We start from the raw sequence: 17,177 nt of genomic DNA, 5'->3' as shown, positions 1-17,177 counted from the left end.
CACAAAAAATGTTTAAAATTTTTTGTGTGTTTTTAGAAAACATGGGGGGTTATACTTTAGTCGCACCACACAATACAGAAAAGGAGGTAGGTCAAATGGAAACACCAGTAGTACAACCAAGGGATTGGACTTGTTGGAGTTGCTTAGTATGTACGGCATGTTCTGTGGAGTTATTAAATCTAGTTACTGCGGCAAATGGAGCTAGTACTGCAAGTTAAAACTTTAAAATGTGAGAGTGTTTATGGTGAAATTAAATTAGGACTTATTCTATAAACAAACAGTGATGTTAAGAATAAGTCCTATAAATTTATCAAAAATGAGTATGGGATTTTGTAATACATAAACTAAAAACAACTTAAAATTTTATAGGAGATGATTAAAGTGAATGGTTATCTATTTTGGAAAGAGAAGCTGGAAATAAGAAAATTCACATTAAATTATGAATCTATATTGGTTGTTCATAAAAATCCTAACGAAAGCGCTCCCACACTCAAAAACGAAAACACATTTACGATAAATAAAACCGCCACTGAAATTATTGAATTAATTGATGGTACTAAAACATATGGACAAGTTGTATCTTTCTTACCTTTAAAATAAAGTGAAGATCCAATAAGTATTGAAAAGAAATTAAATGCATTTTTGAATAATGTATCCAAAGTTTACAATATGAACATTGGTATGCAAGAAGAACCTATAAATGTACCAGTTAATTTAATTGAAGAACAAACTATATATCCAAAAATGGCTTCAATTGAAATCACAAATAGATGTAATGTAAGATGTCGTCATTGCTATGGAGATTTTGGGGCAGTAAAGCCAAAAGTAATGAGCTTAGATCAAATAAAATCATTATTAGATGACTTAAATCATATAGGAGTGAAATTAATTGAACTTACGGACGGTGATATAACAGTACATCCAATCTAAAAGAGATATTGTTATATGCATTTACCTTGGATTTTTCTCAAATAACACTGGTGACCAATGGCATAGCTCTTTCTGATAAAGTCATGGACATAATAATAATAATAAATAAGTCGAAAACATTTGTGCGGGTTGATATGCATAGTTTAGATGATAATTATTTGACTTGGTTCTTTAAAGTTCCTAATACACTTCATAAAATTAAAAATAACATTCTGAAATAAAGTAACGATTTTTTGAGGGGAGAAAAGTAAATGTTTATAGAAGCAAAAAGATTACTAATACGAAAATTTGAATTCAAGGATTGGGAAGCTGTTCATGAGTATACATCAGATAGCAATGTTATGAAATACATACCTGAAGGGATTTTTACTGAAGAAGATACAAGAAACTTTGTAAATAAAAATATGGGTGAAAATGCTAAGAACTTTCCTGTGATATTAATAGATGAAAATATCCTCATTGGTCATATTGTTTTTCATAAATATTTTGGTGAACATACTTATGAGATTGGTTGGGTATTCAATCCTAAATATTTCAATAAAGGATATGCTTCTGAAGCAGCACAAGCTACATTGAAATATGGGTTTAAGGAAATGAAATTACATAGAATTATAGCTACATGTCAGCCAGAAAATACCCCATCATATCGAGTGATGGAGAAAATTGGAATGAGGAGAGAAGGCTATTTCAAGAAGTGTATACCCCATGGAGATGAATGGTGGGATGAATATTATTACGCTATTTTAGAAGAAGAGTAGTGTTTCAGAGTGCATTATTTAAATCAAAATTACAATTTAATTTGAAAATCGCTTGGTCTATAAAATCATTAAAATGTGGATGGTGCACCATACTCATCAAGCTAATATTATATAAGTTTAATTTCATATAATATTTTTTCTTTTTTCTAAAGATCCAGTGTAAGTTCTTTAAAAATTTGCATCCTAAATAAACCCTAACGGGCTTCAGATTTTTGATTACGCTACATGATTGTGGGGCATAGAAAAATTATATACGACGCCTAAGATATCAAAGACTGTTTTCTTCTCATACCTATGGGATTTTCGTCCGTTTTTCTGTAAGAGATTAAACAGACGAAATAATATCTTTGTTAATTCTTGGGTGTTTTTTTGTAAAGATTGATAAAAAATATTTCTTAATTTTAATATTTAAAACTTGTGTATACGTGTTACAATGAAGTCCTCCAATTTATTTTATTCTTCTATTTAGAATTTATGGTTTAGTTATCCCTTACAACAAAATCGACCGTAGTGAATGATTCATGAATAGAGTGATGCATTTCGAAGGGTTCAAAGGCTGTTAAACATAATCATGTAAAGAATAAATTTACGTAGTTAAGTTTTAGAGAATTTATAATGGTAAGGATTTCATCCGATTGGAATAGCACTAAAGTGAACTACTCGCCACTTAGCAAAGCTTGAAGTGGGAGCTTCTCAGTTCCACGACGAAAGTAACCTTTCGTCTCCCTGAGCGTTACTTCGGGGTGTTCCACCCCTAGTCCAACGCATGGATGCTCTTTTGGTACGGTTGATATTTTACGCAGGAACCGAATGGCTTGGTTTTCGCACTCTATTTTCTTCCTGCAACCTTCTATATCAAGTTATCAAAGAACTTCATATAGCTAGTTTATCAAAAGTTTTTGGCTATGCCAAACCGAAATTCATCTTCCACCTATCATTGGGCTACGCCCTTCACACGCTTGAGGAAGGAGAATTCTTTCGGGGAATACGTTAAATTTTTTATCCAATTAAGGTCAAATAATATCTGTTAAATGAAGGTTATGTTTCATCTATTTTATTGGGAACAATTCGTAGCTTTAGAATTGCTGAAAATGAAAAGATAACATATTCGAAAGGAGGATAGATAAAACGCTGACTGTGAAATGCAAATCGCAAAATAAGAAAGTACAGATAATAGGATGTGATTATGGTTTCATTTCGAAAGGTACCATAAATGAATGTGGAAAAAATAAAGGAGAAAAATTTAAATAAACTATATCAGTAGTAAAAATGAAAGGGAGAAGCATCTAGTGTTTAATATAAAAGAAAGATTGGAACAAATGAAGCTTAAAACGAAGTTGTCTATGGCATTTATTGCAATATTAATTATACCAAGTCTTATCGTAGGAGTATCATCTTATGATAAAGCAAAAACAGATCTTAATGAAACAATTCTACAAACTGCGAAAGATAATGTAAGTATTTTAAATAAGATAGTTGATGATGAATTAGAAAATAAATATGGAGATGTAACTCATTTTGCAAAGATACTTACTCAAGGGGATTATAATGCTGACCAATTGCAAAATGTACAAAGTAAATTTGATCAATACATACAGTTACATCCAGAGATAGAAACAATTTATACTACATCTAGTAATAATCAATTTATTCATGCCCCCGTTGGAAAAGTACCAGAAGGATTTAATCCGTTAGAAAGTAGTTGGTATAAGGATGCAGTAAAAGCTAATGGAGAGATTATTGTTTCGTCTCCCTATAAATCAAAGGCTACAGGAAATATGGTAATAGCAATTGCAAAGCAAAATGCTGATAAAAGTGGTGTCATTGGTGTTGACTTGAATATTAATGATATTGTAAAAACATCTAAAATGATAAAAATAGGAAAACAAGGCTTTGTATCTATAGTAAGTCAAGACAAGACTATAGTTGTTCATCCTACACTTAAGCCAGGGGAGAAATTAGAGAAATCATTAGCAGATGAACTATACAAGAAAGAAGATGGAGTAATTACTTATACTCTTAATGACGAGGATCGAAACATAAGCTTTAATACAAACAAAAAAACAGGTTGGAAAATAGCTGGCGTAATGCCTACGAAAGAAATTGAAGAGGCTACCAATCCTATTTTTTATAAAACGCTCACTATAATAGGGTCTTCATTGTTGTTAGGTGGAATTGTTATCTTCTTCATTCTTAAATCTATTATTAATCCATTAAGGCAATTAGTTATTTCAGCTCAAAGAATTAGTCAGGGAGATTTAACTGAGAAAATAGATATTCGTTCAAAGGATGAACTGGGTCAATTAGGTGGTAGTTTCAACACAATGGCAGAGTCGTTACGTAATATAATTTCTCGAATTAATACATCTGCAGGACATGTGGCAGCTTCATCTGAGGAACTAACCGCTAGCGTGGAGCAAGCAAGTGTTGCGACAGAACAAATTACAAAAGAAATGGAAGAAATATCAAATAGTGCAGAAGTTCAAAATAATGAAGTTGCGTCGGGAGCGAAATTAATTGGTGAGGTAACACGAAACATTCAATGCGTGGCAGATAATGCTTCTGAAGTATCGGCCTCATCCTTATACACAAAACAAAAAGCCAATGAGGGTGAACAATTAGTAGAACAAACTGTAACGCAAATGCAGTCTATACATCATTCTGTTTCTCAATCCGATAATGTAATTAAATTATTAGATAAGAAATCGCAGCAAATTGGAAGTATATTAGAAGCAATTCAAACTATTGCAGAACAAACAAATTTATTAGCATTGAATGCAGCAATTGAAGCGGCTAGAGCAGGAGAACAGGGGCGTGGATTTGCAATTGTTGCCGATGAAGTCAGGAAGTTAGCGGAGCAATCATCCGAATCTTCAATGGAAATTGGAAGTTTAATTAATGAAATACAAGCAGATGTACATGAGACTGTAAAAGCTATGAATGAAGTAGGCGTTGAAGTGCAGTCGGGAATTCAAGTTGCGAATGATACAAAACAAAGTTTTTATGAAATTTCAAAATCTGCAAATGATATTGTGTCAAAAGTACATGGTATGGTGGAATTATCAAATAAAATGACAAGTGATGCAATGAAAGTCGATACATCAATTAATCAAATATCTATGGCTGTGAAAGAGAATTCTTCAAGTATGCAAGCGATAGCTGGTTCATCTGAAGAACAACATGCTTCGATGGAAGAGATAAATTCTTCGGCAATACAATTAGCACAGATGGCCGAAGAACTTCAAGAATTAATTGGTGGATTTAAGATTTAAATTCAGATTCTAGGATAGGATCCTAGATAGTGTGTTTAAGGATAGAAGTTAAAAATCTTATAACGATAAAAGGAGCAATTTAATTTGCTCCTTTTTCACTTGAATTCTACATGGAATTTAGTATCAATGATTCCAAAAGCAACTTTACAAGGGAACGGATTTCTCCCTGTTGAAGCAGCACACATGAAAGTACCCAATACTCCAATTCTAAAGGTAATCAGAAGAAAAAGAACCCTATTGGGTTCTTTTTCAAGGCATATTAACAGTAAGGAGAATCATGAAATGCTACTTCAAATCTTTATTAGGGGAAAGATTTTGAAAAAGCTTAACATACATCTATTTTTACATAAATGTAAGATATAGTAAATTGATAATGTTTATACTTACTATTATCAATATTCAATTAAGATAGTTAACACTATGTGTATAGTGTTAACTATCGCTTAGTGCAGTATAGATTTAGAAATCTAATAATAAATTTCATTTGTTAAAAAGCCTAATAGGTTTATCATTTCAAATACTAACTAACATTTAAACGATTTTAATTGATATAGCCAATGAAAGTAAATAAAATAAACAAAGACCCTGTAAAAAATACAGGGCCGGATATAGGGTTAAGGGAACACATAGTTTCTTAAAAACATAATAGCATATATTTTTTGTATAACTATATGAGGATTTTGACAAAATTAAGAACAAGGCAGAAAATCTTTGAGAAAGCAAATATAGTGGTGGAAATATGATTTGGAAGTGAACTATTTGCATGTTAATATAGATGAAAACTCTTGAGAACCGTGATCAAAATGTCTTTAAATAAGAGGTTTAGGTTAGTGGAATAATTGAATTTCCTGAAAAAGAAAAATGTTTTTTGAATAAAAAGTAGAAAAGACACCTTTTGGGTGTCTTTTCTTTTGGGATACAGCTTGCATATTGCTGAATTAGATACGAAACCATAATTCAATTATGAAATAAACAACATAAGAAATTTTAACATAATCTAGACTGAACAGAATATGTAATAGTGCATTTTTAGTTTTTATTTGGTTTATTGGATATAGAGCGCAATATAAATAAAAAGGGCATGCAGTCGTATCTGCCGCCCCTTTAGGAGGAATTCAAGACACCAATAGGACACGTATTGGTAAAAAGGCTCAAAAATAGTATATGTAAAAAGAAAAAGCCCTATACCAAAAGTGGAAGGAGCTTTGTCTTTTTTACATATTCAAAATCAAATTCCGTCCTTTTCAAAATCAGTACAGCAAACATATGGTTTGGAATAAAATTAGAAAAAGTATACATGAAAATGGCAGACAACAATTTTGTTGCCTGCCAGTGCCAATGGACTGAATGAGTTAGTCAATTACTGTAAATTTACTATCCCATTACCAGAAGAGTGAAGCCGCTAGTTCAAACGGCTTAAACCTAGTTTGCCTAATAAAGAGAAAATTATGTGAGGAAATTTTGTTTGCACTATATGAAAAGATAATTAGATATTCATCAGACAAGGATAATACAGCATATCTTGAATAGGGTGTAGGAACGAATTAAGGAAAAGAATGTTATTAGGGAAGGGACTGAATCAGGGGTGGGAATTTCGGACAGGATTTGGGGAGCCGTGGTTGCCTTTGGTATTGCGACTAATATCACTGCTTGTATAATGGCAGTATACATTCAAAAATATGAGCTAATGATAAACTACCTTACAAATATTTTATTTTTAATAATTATAGCGATAACGTATATTAAGATGAAAATTAACAAGTGGGTGGCGTTAGGGTTTACATTGGTTGTAATGGAAAAAGGTATTAAGGCAGGTTATGACTTCTACACACATGATTACTATGGTGTCAGTTGGAGTTTAGCTATCATTGTCTATTGCATATACGAGATGAAAAATTATTATGTTGAAACAAATAAATAGTCGTAAAAAATAAGAGTTAGTCGGTGGAATTCTTGTTAATGTATACAATTTTTTTGAACAATGATTTTACGGTCCTGTTTTTTACTTCAAGGGTATAAAAAAAGACGCCATAAGGCGCCCCAAAATTGGGTGAATGAGGTTTTAGTTTTTTAATCTAAAGAAACTTATGTATCAGCTCACAATGAAAGTATATCATAATATACAATGGGAATAATATGTATTATTACATATCTGAGTTTACCAAAAGTAAAATGAGAGTAAATCAAAATATTATAAAAAAGACACTACAAGAGTGTCTTTTTGTGGAAAATACTCTATAATTAACTTTGGGGAAGGTAATGTTAGAGTATTCGTTTAGCATTATCTTTATATTTGATAAACCATGAAATCAAAAGATTTTGTGGTTTATTTTTTGAACAATAACTATTACAGTATTAGCAGTGAGCTATCGATTATTATAAGCATTAGGAGAAAAGGGAATAAAAGTCTAACATCGAATAACGGTTCCGGAATATAGTGTTGCGAAATGATCTCCCATATCCCAAACGGCACTTGCTTGTATATAGCCCTTAAAGCCTTCTGAAGAATAATAAATCTCTTTTGGTATAATTTCTTTAGTTTGGAAATGTGCTTTAGAGTACTGTACATAATGGTTTTTAATAACTTTTGATTCTGGAACAATAGTGTTTTTTTGTTCCAATGTTTGTAGAGCACTAGTAGGTGGTATGAATTTTACAGTGTCTTGGTAATTACGATCTAAGGTGTCAGCTTGTATACTGTGTGACGACACAAATACGCTTAAACTACTTCCCACAATTAATGTTGCAAATGCTAACTTTGAGAATTGCGTTAATCTAATCATTTTATAATCTCCTTTTCATTATTTTGTAAGGTACCTCCTTACAACTCACAGTCTATATCCACTACATAAGGGTGTACATACATATTGATAGACAAAATTCTACAAAATACCTCGTGTTTTTTGGTTTGTGTATAATAATTCAATGTTTAATAATTTATCAGAATTAAAAATATAGGTCTCATATAAATGAAAATAAATAATTTATGCAGAACTTGTATATAAAATTATTGTTTAAATATTCTAAAATGAGTTGATAAAGATGACGTGGTATTATTAGACAATAATTCATTCGATAGGTTGTGTTTGAAAAGTGAATTCTCTTTTTGAGGTTTTATTATTTAAGATAACTAAAGGATTAAGTACAAGCCCACAATTTAAATAAAAAAAGTGAGAAAAATGATAAACATTCTTCTCACTTTCATCAATTAGGGTGGCATATACATAAATATGCGTTTAAGAGGATTTTCGGATGAAAAATCCACATACATAGTATAACAAAATATTTAAGGCACTTCGCATGTAATATTGCATATAAAGAGTTGATAGATATAATAGTTAGTCTATTTCTATTATTTAACGGATTTTTCCGAGAGAGTTCTCCTGCCTTAGGAGAGTGTAGGGTGACAGGTGAGAGAAGAATTTTGATTTGGCGTAGCCAAAAAGAACAATACATATTTTGATATGTAAAGACCCTTCATTTGAAGGGTCTTTACATACACTTACATTAAGTTTGTTGTGGTGCACCACCATGATCACCAACACTATATGTGGGAGCAGGGTAATGTCCATGAGTAGCAAACTGATCCGCTTTAGAAAATTGAGAAATTCCCACCGTTAGAACCCCAATAAAAGCAATACCTGATAATAATAGGCTGATTTTTTTCATTATTTTAACACTCCTTTTTCGATTGATTTTCGTCTTGCTTGGTAACAAATATGGAAATAGTCACTTACCTTTTGGTGATTCTCTAATTGTCTACATTTTGTGGCAAATAATTCAGCGTATTCGACAACATATTCCCATAATTCTTCTTCCTCAAAGTATAAGATTCCTTCTTGAATGATTTTTTCTAATTCTTCCAATGGAATATTTTCGTTTAATCTTTTTAAAATAGAGAAGTGGTGAATGTATTCTTCGTTATGAATTTCTCTGCAAATCTGTAATCCCTTATCAATGAGTTTGCTAGCTGTCGATTGTTCTCCTAATTTATAATGTTCCTTAGCTTGTAGGAAGATAGCCTTGAAGTGTGTAGGAATTTTTTCTGTTACTTCTGAAAGATGACGAATAGCTAACGTAGACATACTTTGATCAGAATACAGCCACCCCATAGTACTTTTTACGTATAACAAAGAATCTTCTTCCTTATTCTTCTGTAGTAATTCAATTGCACAATGTAGATATTCTTCTGCTTGTTCGTACTGCTTTAAATAGATACAGCAACCACCTAGCAAACTATTACAAAAAGCTGTTTTTATTTCATAACCTTCATACTTTGAAAAGATTGCTTTCGATTTATTTGCGTATTCGATAGAAGCGAGCATGTTATAGGTATGGTGATAAAAAGTAGCAATTCTATAGTAGAATTCAGCATGTTCAATTTCATCTGGAATATCTACTAATATCTTTTCTGCAAGTTTATAATGTTCCTCTGCCTCAGTAAAGCTTGATATAAAAGTAGAATGAATGGATTTGAAAAAGTGATAATAGAAGCGTAGAAAATGGTCTGTAGGCATATCATAATCACTAATAGCATCAAAACTATTTTGTTGAATACCGAGGCTGTCTGTTAAGACTGTATAACGAAATTTAAGTAGTGAGTAATATAGTAACAAATTTTGATCCTGACGTTCTTGATTTGGCTCAATGCTTAACTTATTAATTTTTTCATCAATTTTCTTTTTTAGATTAGTAGCCTTTATAACTTGTTGAGATAGCATAGATTGATACCAGTCGTTCAATAGAGAGGTTAATTGCTCATTTCCCTTTACTGAAACACTCACTATATACTCCCCCATCCTATAGAAATATCTTAATTCTATATAATTGTAACTATCATAGCAAAATAGGAGGGAAAATGGAGGTATTTTACAATGTTTTTCAATAAAATTCATAAAAAATAATCAATTTATGTCGAATGTACTTAGAATTTAACAAAAAAAGTATAAACTTTGGTTATGTAAATAAGAAGAGAATAAAGAAAAAAACTTGTAGGAATTCCTACAAGTTTTTTTAGATAATGTAAAAAGGTAAAACAGACTATCTCATTACTCGTAACAGGGAAACTATCTTACTTATGGCTTGATTTCATTATATAACGAGTATTAACATTTGGAGTTTTAATATTTGAAAATTATGTGAATTTATGAAGAAGGTATACTATTTTAAAGACCAGTAGGGGATAAGGTGCATAAAGGAGAGAATCTCCTTTAATCGTTCTGGAAAGATGATTCTATAAGTTATTTGTCAATAGAATAAACATTTCATGAATTTATTACCATTGGTGAAAGTAAATGAGAGACTCAATATATAAGCAAGAGCTTTGGTGGGGTAGTTACAAGAAGGGAATAAGTATAAAATTGTTAAAGCTCAGTATAATTGTCGGAATTTTAACCTTGTTTGTTTTTCTGATAGGATAAGTAGAAGAAGATAGGAAGTTTTTCTTTGAAATAAGCTTTTTTGACAGGAAGAGATTTTTTTCATAACTAGAACAAATAAATAAGTTCATATACTGTATTGTCGTTAAAGAAAGGCATTATGCTCTCTAAACAAAGGAATCACTAAAACAATATGTGATTCCTTTATTCTACGGTATAATGTCTATGATTGATTTGAAATAACAGAAGAAAAAAATTGTTAATGGACAATCACATGATTCTTGGTATAGTAGGTTCATAATTTAGACTATAAAAGTTAATGTGTTCTTTATTATTTTAGCCAAGAAGAAGCCCTCTTTAAGGAATACTCAGTGAGTATGAGTAAGAGGGATAGTTCAAAGCATGGAATATTGTTTGATTTGGTTAACACATAAATTTAGCATCTCTGCACGGGTGTAAGAATTATAATGTTTATACCATTCTATTGTATTTTCTAAAGTCTGTTGTAGGGACCACTTCGGTTGCCAATCAAGGTTGAATTTTGCTTTACTAATGTCAAGGTTTAGTAAATTTGCTTCATGAAAGTTTATTGGAACAATATTTTCTGCTGTCCAATCCCCGCACCCCCAAATATCTAGTAAACTCGTCACTAATTTTTCTACTGGAACAATATTGTCTAGGGATGGTCCAAAGTTCCATGCTCCTGAAAAAATAATACCATTATTTATAATCTTTTCTGTGAGAAGTAAATACCCGCTTAAGGGTTCTAATACATGTTGCCAGGGTCTAGTAGCAGTAGGGTTTCTGATAATAATCTTTTTATTCGATTCTAATGCTCGTATACAATCAGGAATAATCCTATCTATTGACCAATCACCACCACCAATTACATTACCAGCTCGAACGCTTGCAATTATTTTCTTGTGTTGAGAAAATGTTTCTTCTGAAAAATAAGAATTTCGATAGGAAGAAATTAAAAGCTCACAGCATCCTTTACTTGAACTATATATGTCATGACCGCCCATAGAATCAATTTCACGATAACCCCAAGGCCATTCTTTATTTTCATAGCACTTGTCACTTGTCACCATAATTCCTATTTTAGCTGATTCATGTAATCGAATTGCTTCTAGTACATTCATAGTTCCTAGAACATTTACCTCGTATGTTTCTCTAGGATATTCATATGAATACTTAACTAGCGGTTGTGCAGCTAAATGGAATACAATTTCAGGGTTATAATCTGTAAAAACTTTATTTAGTTTACTAAAATCTCTTATGTCTCCGCGAATATCTATTATATCATTTTGAAGATTGGTAACATTAAAGTTGTCGTTTTTATTTTTAGGATCCAATGAATATCCAATTACAGTGGCACCTAATTCCTTTAACCATAGGGATAACCAAGAACCTTTAAAACCAGTATGTCCTGTAATTAAAATTTTCTTTCCATAAAAAGCGTTATTAAAGTTTTTGTTTAACAATCAATCCACCTCCTTTAGTACCATATTTTTAGGGGATTAGGTATAAATGTGTATTGTTTCTATACCAATTAATAGTTTTAATAATGCCTTCTTCAATATTAATTCTAGGTTCCCAAGAAAGAGATTCTTTAATTTTATGAACATCTGCCTCAGGAATCCATCTTTCGTTTGTTCTAGAGGGAATTGCACCGTAATTTGGTCTGGAATTGGTGTTCAAATGTTTGAATAATAATTCTACATAATGTTTTAAGGGATGGATGGTACCACTCCCAATATTAAAGATATCATTTTGTACAGTGGTATTTTCTACTGTTAGGATACAGGCATCTATTATATTTTCTATATAACAATAATCTCTTAATTGATCGCATAGAGTTAAATTTACATCTTTATTTTGTAACACTTGCAAGATAATATAGCTGAATATTTTATGTGGATCCTCGGCTTCTCCGAATATGCCAAAAGGTCTTAGTGTTATAAGATTAATATTGTTTTCGCTTGCAATTTGATGGGCTAATATAGTAGCAGCAGCTTTGGTACTTCCATAGATATCCACAGGAGTTAGTAGCATATTTTCATGAATCGGTTCCATTTTATTGCCGTATTCAGAACTACTGCCCATATGAATAATTTTTTTGCAATTTACTAGTTTTGCTGCCTGAATTATGTTACATGTCCCTATAATATTTGTTTCTATAGCATGTACGTAGTCTGTATGGGCAGAATTTACACCATAGGCGGCCAGGTGAAAGATATAATCCGGATTAACTTTCTTTATTGCATCTTGTACTTGTTTTTTGTCTCGTATATCTATTTCGTAGGTTTCAATATTTTTTAGAATATCCTTCAGTCTCCAAGAATTGGATGATTTTCTTATAAAAAGAACAATTTTTGCTTGTAAATTTAAAAGTCTTCGTACCAAGTGAGAACCAATAAAACCGTATCCACCGGTAATAAGAAAAGTTTTGTTTTTAAATGAAGTAATCATAGTGATAATCTATCCTTTATTAAGATGTATTTTTAGTTGATGGAATAAAATTATTTATTTTAATATAAGGAGAATATCAGTCTTAATTGTGAAGAGGGGAGGGATATTTAAAATAATTTTTTATTGTTGTTGTATCAATGTGATCAGCAAATAAAGGGGATGAGGATTTTTGATAAGTGTTATGAAGGATATGACATGTCTTGTTCAATTGTTCAATATAAGGGATGTATATATGATCTAAAATCGCGGGAGGGAATTCTAAAGTTTCATGTTTCCATAAGTCGAACTCATTAGGATTAATAATCTGCATACTTCCAAAGTGAAAAGCAATTAGTTCATCTTGATCAATAAGAACTTTGTTATCTATTTTTGATATAGAACTGCTATTTAAAATTACATTCCAAGGTGCTGCATCAATACCTTTATGAGTCATGATTTTTATATTAGAAAAAATGTTAGGAATGTGATTTAAATATTTTTGGTCACCCCATCTATTCATTTCAACATCATAGTGATTTTTGCAATATTCTAGGCATTTATCTTTCCACCATGTTAAAATTTCTTTACTATTTTGATCGTTTTTAAAGCCTACTAAACCAGCTTGGTATATACCGTGTATGTTTTCAATTTCAGTAGAACTTCTTTGAGGGCAAAGGAATACAGAGTATTTCCACCATTCATCAAGAATGATATTAGGTGTTGTAAAGAAATACATATCAGCATCACAATATATAATGTGATCAACTTCGGGATAAAGACTAAGGACATGTAGACAAAGAGGAGATTTCAATGTCCAACAATATTCTTGTAAATTTCTTTCATTCTTTATACTGAGGAGTTCATGATTTTCAATATCTTCTACCGGAATGAGTATGGCGTGCTGTAATTTTAATTTCTCCAATGTTTGATAAGTTAAATCATCCATACAACAAATCCATACAGTAAATTTAGTGTTGAGATTTTCTAAGGAATAATAAGAGGTCAATCCTTGAATTAATCGTTCTTTACTTATAATCATAGAAAAGTTCATAAAATGATTGGATTGATTCATTTTTCTTCTTAATTGTGAATCTTTATATAAGGTTTGAGCTTCATTTATATCTTTTTTACTTAAAAATTGTTTCGTATTTTTATTGAATTTTTCTTTTAATTGCTTTAAAACAAATTGGATTCTTTCTAAATAAGGAGTGTAAATATGATTTAATATATTGTTTGGTATTGAAATTGCTCCCAAAGACCAAAGATCAAAGTCATTTTCAGTAAAGATAGTAATACATGCAAAATGGTAAACAACTAGTTTATCATTTTCAATAAATACATCATTTTTACTCTTATCAATTTTGTAATCGTTATTATATATACAGTTCCAAGGTGCAGCATTTATACCTAAGTTATTGGAAATTTTTACTTTTGGAAAATAGATAGGGATATAATCTAAATACTTTTGGTCGCCAAATTTTCCCTCCTCAGGTTCGGCACTACACCAATCTATACATTTATTTTTCCACCACTTTACACTCTTTCGTCCATAGAGATCATTCTTAAATCCAATTAGACCAGCCTGATATTTGCCGTACATTTTTTCTACCCAATCACGATCTCTTTGGGGAGTAAGGAAAATAGAATGTTCACCCCATTCCTCAAAAATAATATTAGGATCAGAGAAAAAGCATAAATCACCATCACAATATAGAATAGATGGTAAATCATAATTGACCAATAAATATTCTATCAAGACAGATTTTAAAGTCCAACAATATTCATTTACTTTTCTTTTTCTCTTAATTGCTTTTAGTTCACTGTCTTCTAATTCTTCAACTTGTAAAAGGTTTACGTTAATTAGATTCATTTCTTTTAATAATGAATATGCAAAAGGATCTATACAACAAATCCACAATGTGAATTTTTCTGAGTACTGCATTAATGATTGCTGTAAGGCAATGATTTTCAAGACATATTCACTACCTACAATGACACAGAAATGATTATTTAGATCATGTTGTTGATTATAGAATTGAGAGTTAATTTGTTTCTGAGTATTTTTGGGGGAGAGATTTGAAGTTTTCATTTCTGTTGAAAGCGGGTTAACTATTTTCTCATTAGAGGGGATATATAATCGAGGTAAACTTATTTTTTTATTATTAAAGTTCAATGTTTATTCAGTCCTCTCCACTAAAATTTATTAGGATTCCAACTTTCATCTACGATTTTTAAATCTTTAGGTGTATCGACACTAGCCCAAAAATCCTTGTGTTCATAGACTGCCAGCTCATTATCTTTTATTAAATTTCGGAGAGGGTCTTCTTCTAGAACACAATCATCACTATTACCTAAATAATCGAATATTTCTTTGTTAAATACAAAAAAACCGCCGTTAATTACTTGATCAAGTAATGGTTTTTCTTTAAAATCAATAGCAATTCCATTTTCGACCGCTAATAGGCCATATTGGCTATTCTTTTTAATTCCAGTTAAGGTAGCAATTTTTCCTTTTTCTTTATGGAATGCTATTAGTTGATCAATATCTATATTGGCTAATCCATCGCCATAAGTTAATAAAAAGGTTTCACCGTGTACAAAGGGTTCAAGTTTTTTTAGCCTTGCCCCAGTCATTGTATCAATTCCTGTATCTATAAAGTGTATATTCCAATTTTCTAATTCTTGAAGTAGCGTATATTGACTGGTTTTAAAATTCAAACTAAAGTCATTCTCTTTCCAGCTAAAGTCCATAAAATATTCTTTAATTTTCTCACCTTTATATCCTAAGGGCAAAATGAAATCAGAATGTCCAAATTTTCTATACCAATTCATTATATGCAAGAGGAGAGGTTTTCCTTGAACTCGAACTAATGGTTTGGGAATATCCTCTAAAATTCCTTGCATCCGAAGCCCTTTTCCGCCACACAAAATTATGACTTTCATAGATCTATTTCCTTCCCCTCTATATATTTTACTAATTTAAGCTATGTAGTTTGTTTGATAAATGTATACACGGTTGTACCATAATGACAATCAACTAAAAAATATATGTTAGATTTATAATTCAAATGCTGATTAAATGTGGAGAATACGCAAAGTAGTTTATCATGAATTGTATGTAAATTAGTTTATTTAGTACTAATGAAAGAAATTGCTTGTTCTTAAGATAAAAGAAGGGAAGGGGAATCTGGGGTAATGGAAGAAGCATGTAATTAAAAGTATAAGAAGATAAAATTATAACAAAAATAAGGTGAATTATAGAATCGGGTAGTTGTGAATATACTACCTACGCAGAATATGCTGATTGTATAAATGATTTTAAAGAAATTAACAGAAGAATAGCGAAGGAAATTAACTATTAAAGGAAAAGTGAACAAATATTCCATTTTAAATTCTAGAAATTAAAAAAGAGCACCGCATAAAGGTGCTCTAGTGATGGAATTAATTTTGTAAAGAACTATTGATCCTATAAAGAAGGACTTATGAATAATTATATGAACGGATAATGAATTAAGTGTGTACTAATCAGAGGGGAATTTTATATCTCTACGCCTATTTTAATCTACAGAAAAAATTATGTTAAAAGTGAAAAGGAAATTAATAAGTTAATGCTATTTTATTTAAAATATAATCCCAATCGGAATCATCACCTTCCCATCTATCCTGATAACGTGGGAGTTCAATTGAACAAACCCTAGGTATGCCCCAATTTTGTTCAACAATATTAGATATACCCTCCTTAAAATTTACAATAAGAATATTAAAATCTTTATTTGTAATTTTGGATAATACGTTCTGTAATTCAACGGCTTCATCTCGGTTTCCCCAAATTCTAATGAATAAAATTGATTCACTACTAGTTATTTTTTCAAGGAATCGATTAATTTTAGTATCTAATTTAGCTTTAAAAGAAGGGTAAATTACTTTCCAATCCTCATCTGAATTAATAGGAAAGTCATGCATTGATAAACAATTATAATAAGTGTCCTTTATACAGTAGGTAACTCGTTCTGCCCATTTAGTTTGATTATCAAATTCTGATTCAATAAGACCATAACTTTCTGAGCCTTCTACGACTAAATTTTCCAACTTCATAAATTTTTCAAATCGATTCTGAAGTAATCTGTTTACATCTGAAAGTGATGGATAATAAAACCAATCTAAAGGCCCAGAAAATGTTCTTAAATGGTGCCTTTTGATTTGGTTAGTAACTTGGCACAATCCTCCTAAACTTACAATTAGGCCATAGGATTTTTGTATGTCTTCTAGGTTCATCCTCATCATCCTTTTTATAAAATGATTTACATGGTCTATTCAGTATATGATGCAATAATAGATTAATGTGGACCTATATATCGAAGTACATAAAGTTAATACATTTGTATAAA

The 17,177-nt window shown here is 30.9% G+C and carries 14 protein-coding genes and 1 pseudogene; 6 read left to right on the top strand and 9 right to left on the bottom strand.

The features are described 5' to 3' along the window. The first annotated feature begins 95 nt into the window (after positions 1 to 95). The 4 genes from tucA to ACTFRS_RS05825 all read left to right on the top strand — a co-directional run bounded on the left by tucA (position 96) and on the right by ACTFRS_RS05825 (position 1,688). Positions 96 to 218 (top strand): subclass IId bacteriocin thuricin17, encoded by a 123-nt coding sequence (gene tucA / locus ACTFRS_RS05840; RefSeq protein ID WP_255448881.1) that lies wholly within the window; start codon positions 96 to 98, stop codon positions 216 to 218. A gap of 163 nt (positions 219 to 381) precedes the next feature. After that, complete coding sequence (locus ACTFRS_RS05835) at positions 382 to 600, top strand: hypothetical protein (RefSeq protein WP_240795817.1); 219 nt, start codon at positions 382 to 384, stop codon at positions 598 to 600. 69 nt (positions 601 to 669) lie between these two features. Continuing rightward, positions 670 to 930, top strand: a complete 261-nt coding sequence (locus ACTFRS_RS05830) for a radical SAM protein (protein ID WP_440023967.1) — start codon at positions 670 to 672, stop codon at positions 928 to 930. A gap of 251 nt (positions 931 to 1,181) precedes the next feature. Next, a complete protein-coding gene (locus ACTFRS_RS05825) occupies positions 1,182 to 1,688 on the top strand; it encodes a GNAT family N-acetyltransferase (RefSeq protein ID WP_139869106.1) in 507 nt (168 codons plus the stop codon). A gap of 216 nt (positions 1,689 to 1,904) precedes the next feature. Here ACTFRS_RS05825 and ACTFRS_RS05820 read toward each other — a convergent pair. After that, positions 1,905 to 2,078: pseudogene (locus ACTFRS_RS05820) on the bottom strand (IS4 family transposase); the annotation flags it as partial. A gap of 899 nt (positions 2,079 to 2,977) precedes the next feature. Between ACTFRS_RS05820 and ACTFRS_RS05815 the strand changes: the two are divergent. Beyond that, on the top strand, positions 2,978 to 4,960 hold the full coding sequence (locus ACTFRS_RS05815; protein WP_440023969.1) for a methyl-accepting chemotaxis protein: 1,983 nt from the start codon (positions 2,978 to 2,980) through the stop codon (positions 4,958 to 4,960). A gap of 1,585 nt (positions 4,961 to 6,545) precedes the next feature. Further along, positions 6,546 to 6,881: a hypothetical protein gene (locus ACTFRS_RS05810; protein ID WP_139869104.1), complete on the top strand. Its 336-nt coding sequence runs from the start codon at positions 6,546 to 6,548 to the stop codon at positions 6,879 to 6,881. Positions 6,882 to 7,368: 487 nt separating this feature from the next. Here the strand turns inward: ACTFRS_RS05810 and ACTFRS_RS05805 are convergent, their stop codons facing one another. The 8 genes from ACTFRS_RS05805 to ACTFRS_RS05770 all read right to left on the bottom strand — a co-directional run bounded on the left by ACTFRS_RS05805 (position 7,369) and on the right by ACTFRS_RS05770 (position 17,064). Next, positions 7,369 to 7,743, bottom strand: a complete 375-nt coding sequence (locus ACTFRS_RS05805; protein ID WP_139869103.1) for a hypothetical protein — start codon at positions 7,741 to 7,743, stop codon at positions 7,369 to 7,371. Positions 7,744 to 8,467: 724 nt separating this feature from the next. Then, entirely contained in the window at positions 8,468 to 8,629 is a 162-nt protein-coding gene (locus ACTFRS_RS05800; RefSeq protein ID WP_088065107.1) for a hypothetical protein, read from the bottom strand. Then, a complete protein-coding gene (locus ACTFRS_RS05795) occupies positions 8,629 to 9,744 on the bottom strand; it encodes a tetratricopeptide repeat protein (protein WP_139869102.1) in 1,116 nt (371 codons plus the stop codon). The genes ACTFRS_RS05800 and ACTFRS_RS05795 overlap by 1 nt, the downstream gene beginning before the upstream one ends. A gap of 989 nt (positions 9,745 to 10,733) precedes the next feature. Beyond that, positions 10,734 to 11,822: a CDP-glucose 4,6-dehydratase gene (gene rfbG / locus ACTFRS_RS05790; RefSeq protein ID WP_139869101.1), complete on the bottom strand. Its 1,089-nt coding sequence runs from the start codon at positions 11,820 to 11,822 to the stop codon at positions 10,734 to 10,736. Positions 11,823 to 11,850: 28 nt separating this feature from the next. Beyond that, positions 11,851 to 12,810 carry an NAD-dependent epimerase/dehydratase family protein gene (locus ACTFRS_RS05785; protein ID WP_139869100.1) on the bottom strand — a complete coding sequence of 320 codons (960 nt, stop codon included), beginning with the start codon at positions 12,808 to 12,810 and terminating at the stop codon, positions 11,851 to 11,853. Between the two features lie 82 nt (positions 12,811 to 12,892). Then, complete coding sequence (locus ACTFRS_RS05780) at positions 12,893 to 14,962, bottom strand: glycosyl transferase (RefSeq protein WP_139869099.1); 2,070 nt, start codon at positions 14,960 to 14,962, stop codon at positions 12,893 to 12,895. Between the two features lie 20 nt (positions 14,963 to 14,982). Further along, positions 14,983 to 15,732 carry a sugar phosphate nucleotidyltransferase gene (locus tag ACTFRS_RS05775; RefSeq protein ID WP_139869098.1) on the bottom strand — a complete coding sequence of 250 codons (750 nt, stop codon included), beginning with the start codon at positions 15,730 to 15,732 and terminating at the stop codon, positions 14,983 to 14,985. A gap of 654 nt (positions 15,733 to 16,386) precedes the next feature. Continuing rightward, complete coding sequence (locus tag ACTFRS_RS05770; protein ID WP_139869097.1) at positions 16,387 to 17,064, bottom strand: papain-like cysteine peptidase; 678 nt, start codon at positions 17,062 to 17,064, stop codon at positions 16,387 to 16,389. Positions 17,065 to 17,177 lie beyond the last annotated feature (113 nt).

It is taken from the genome of Bacillus cereus group sp. MYBK139-1 (assembly GCF_051916915.1).
Classification (GTDB): Bacteria; Bacillota; Bacilli; order Bacillales; family Bacillaceae_G; genus Bacillus_A; species Bacillus_A pacificus.
The sequence above is the reverse complement of the archived record's forward strand: the minus strand, read 5'-3'. Positions and strand labels throughout refer to the sequence as shown.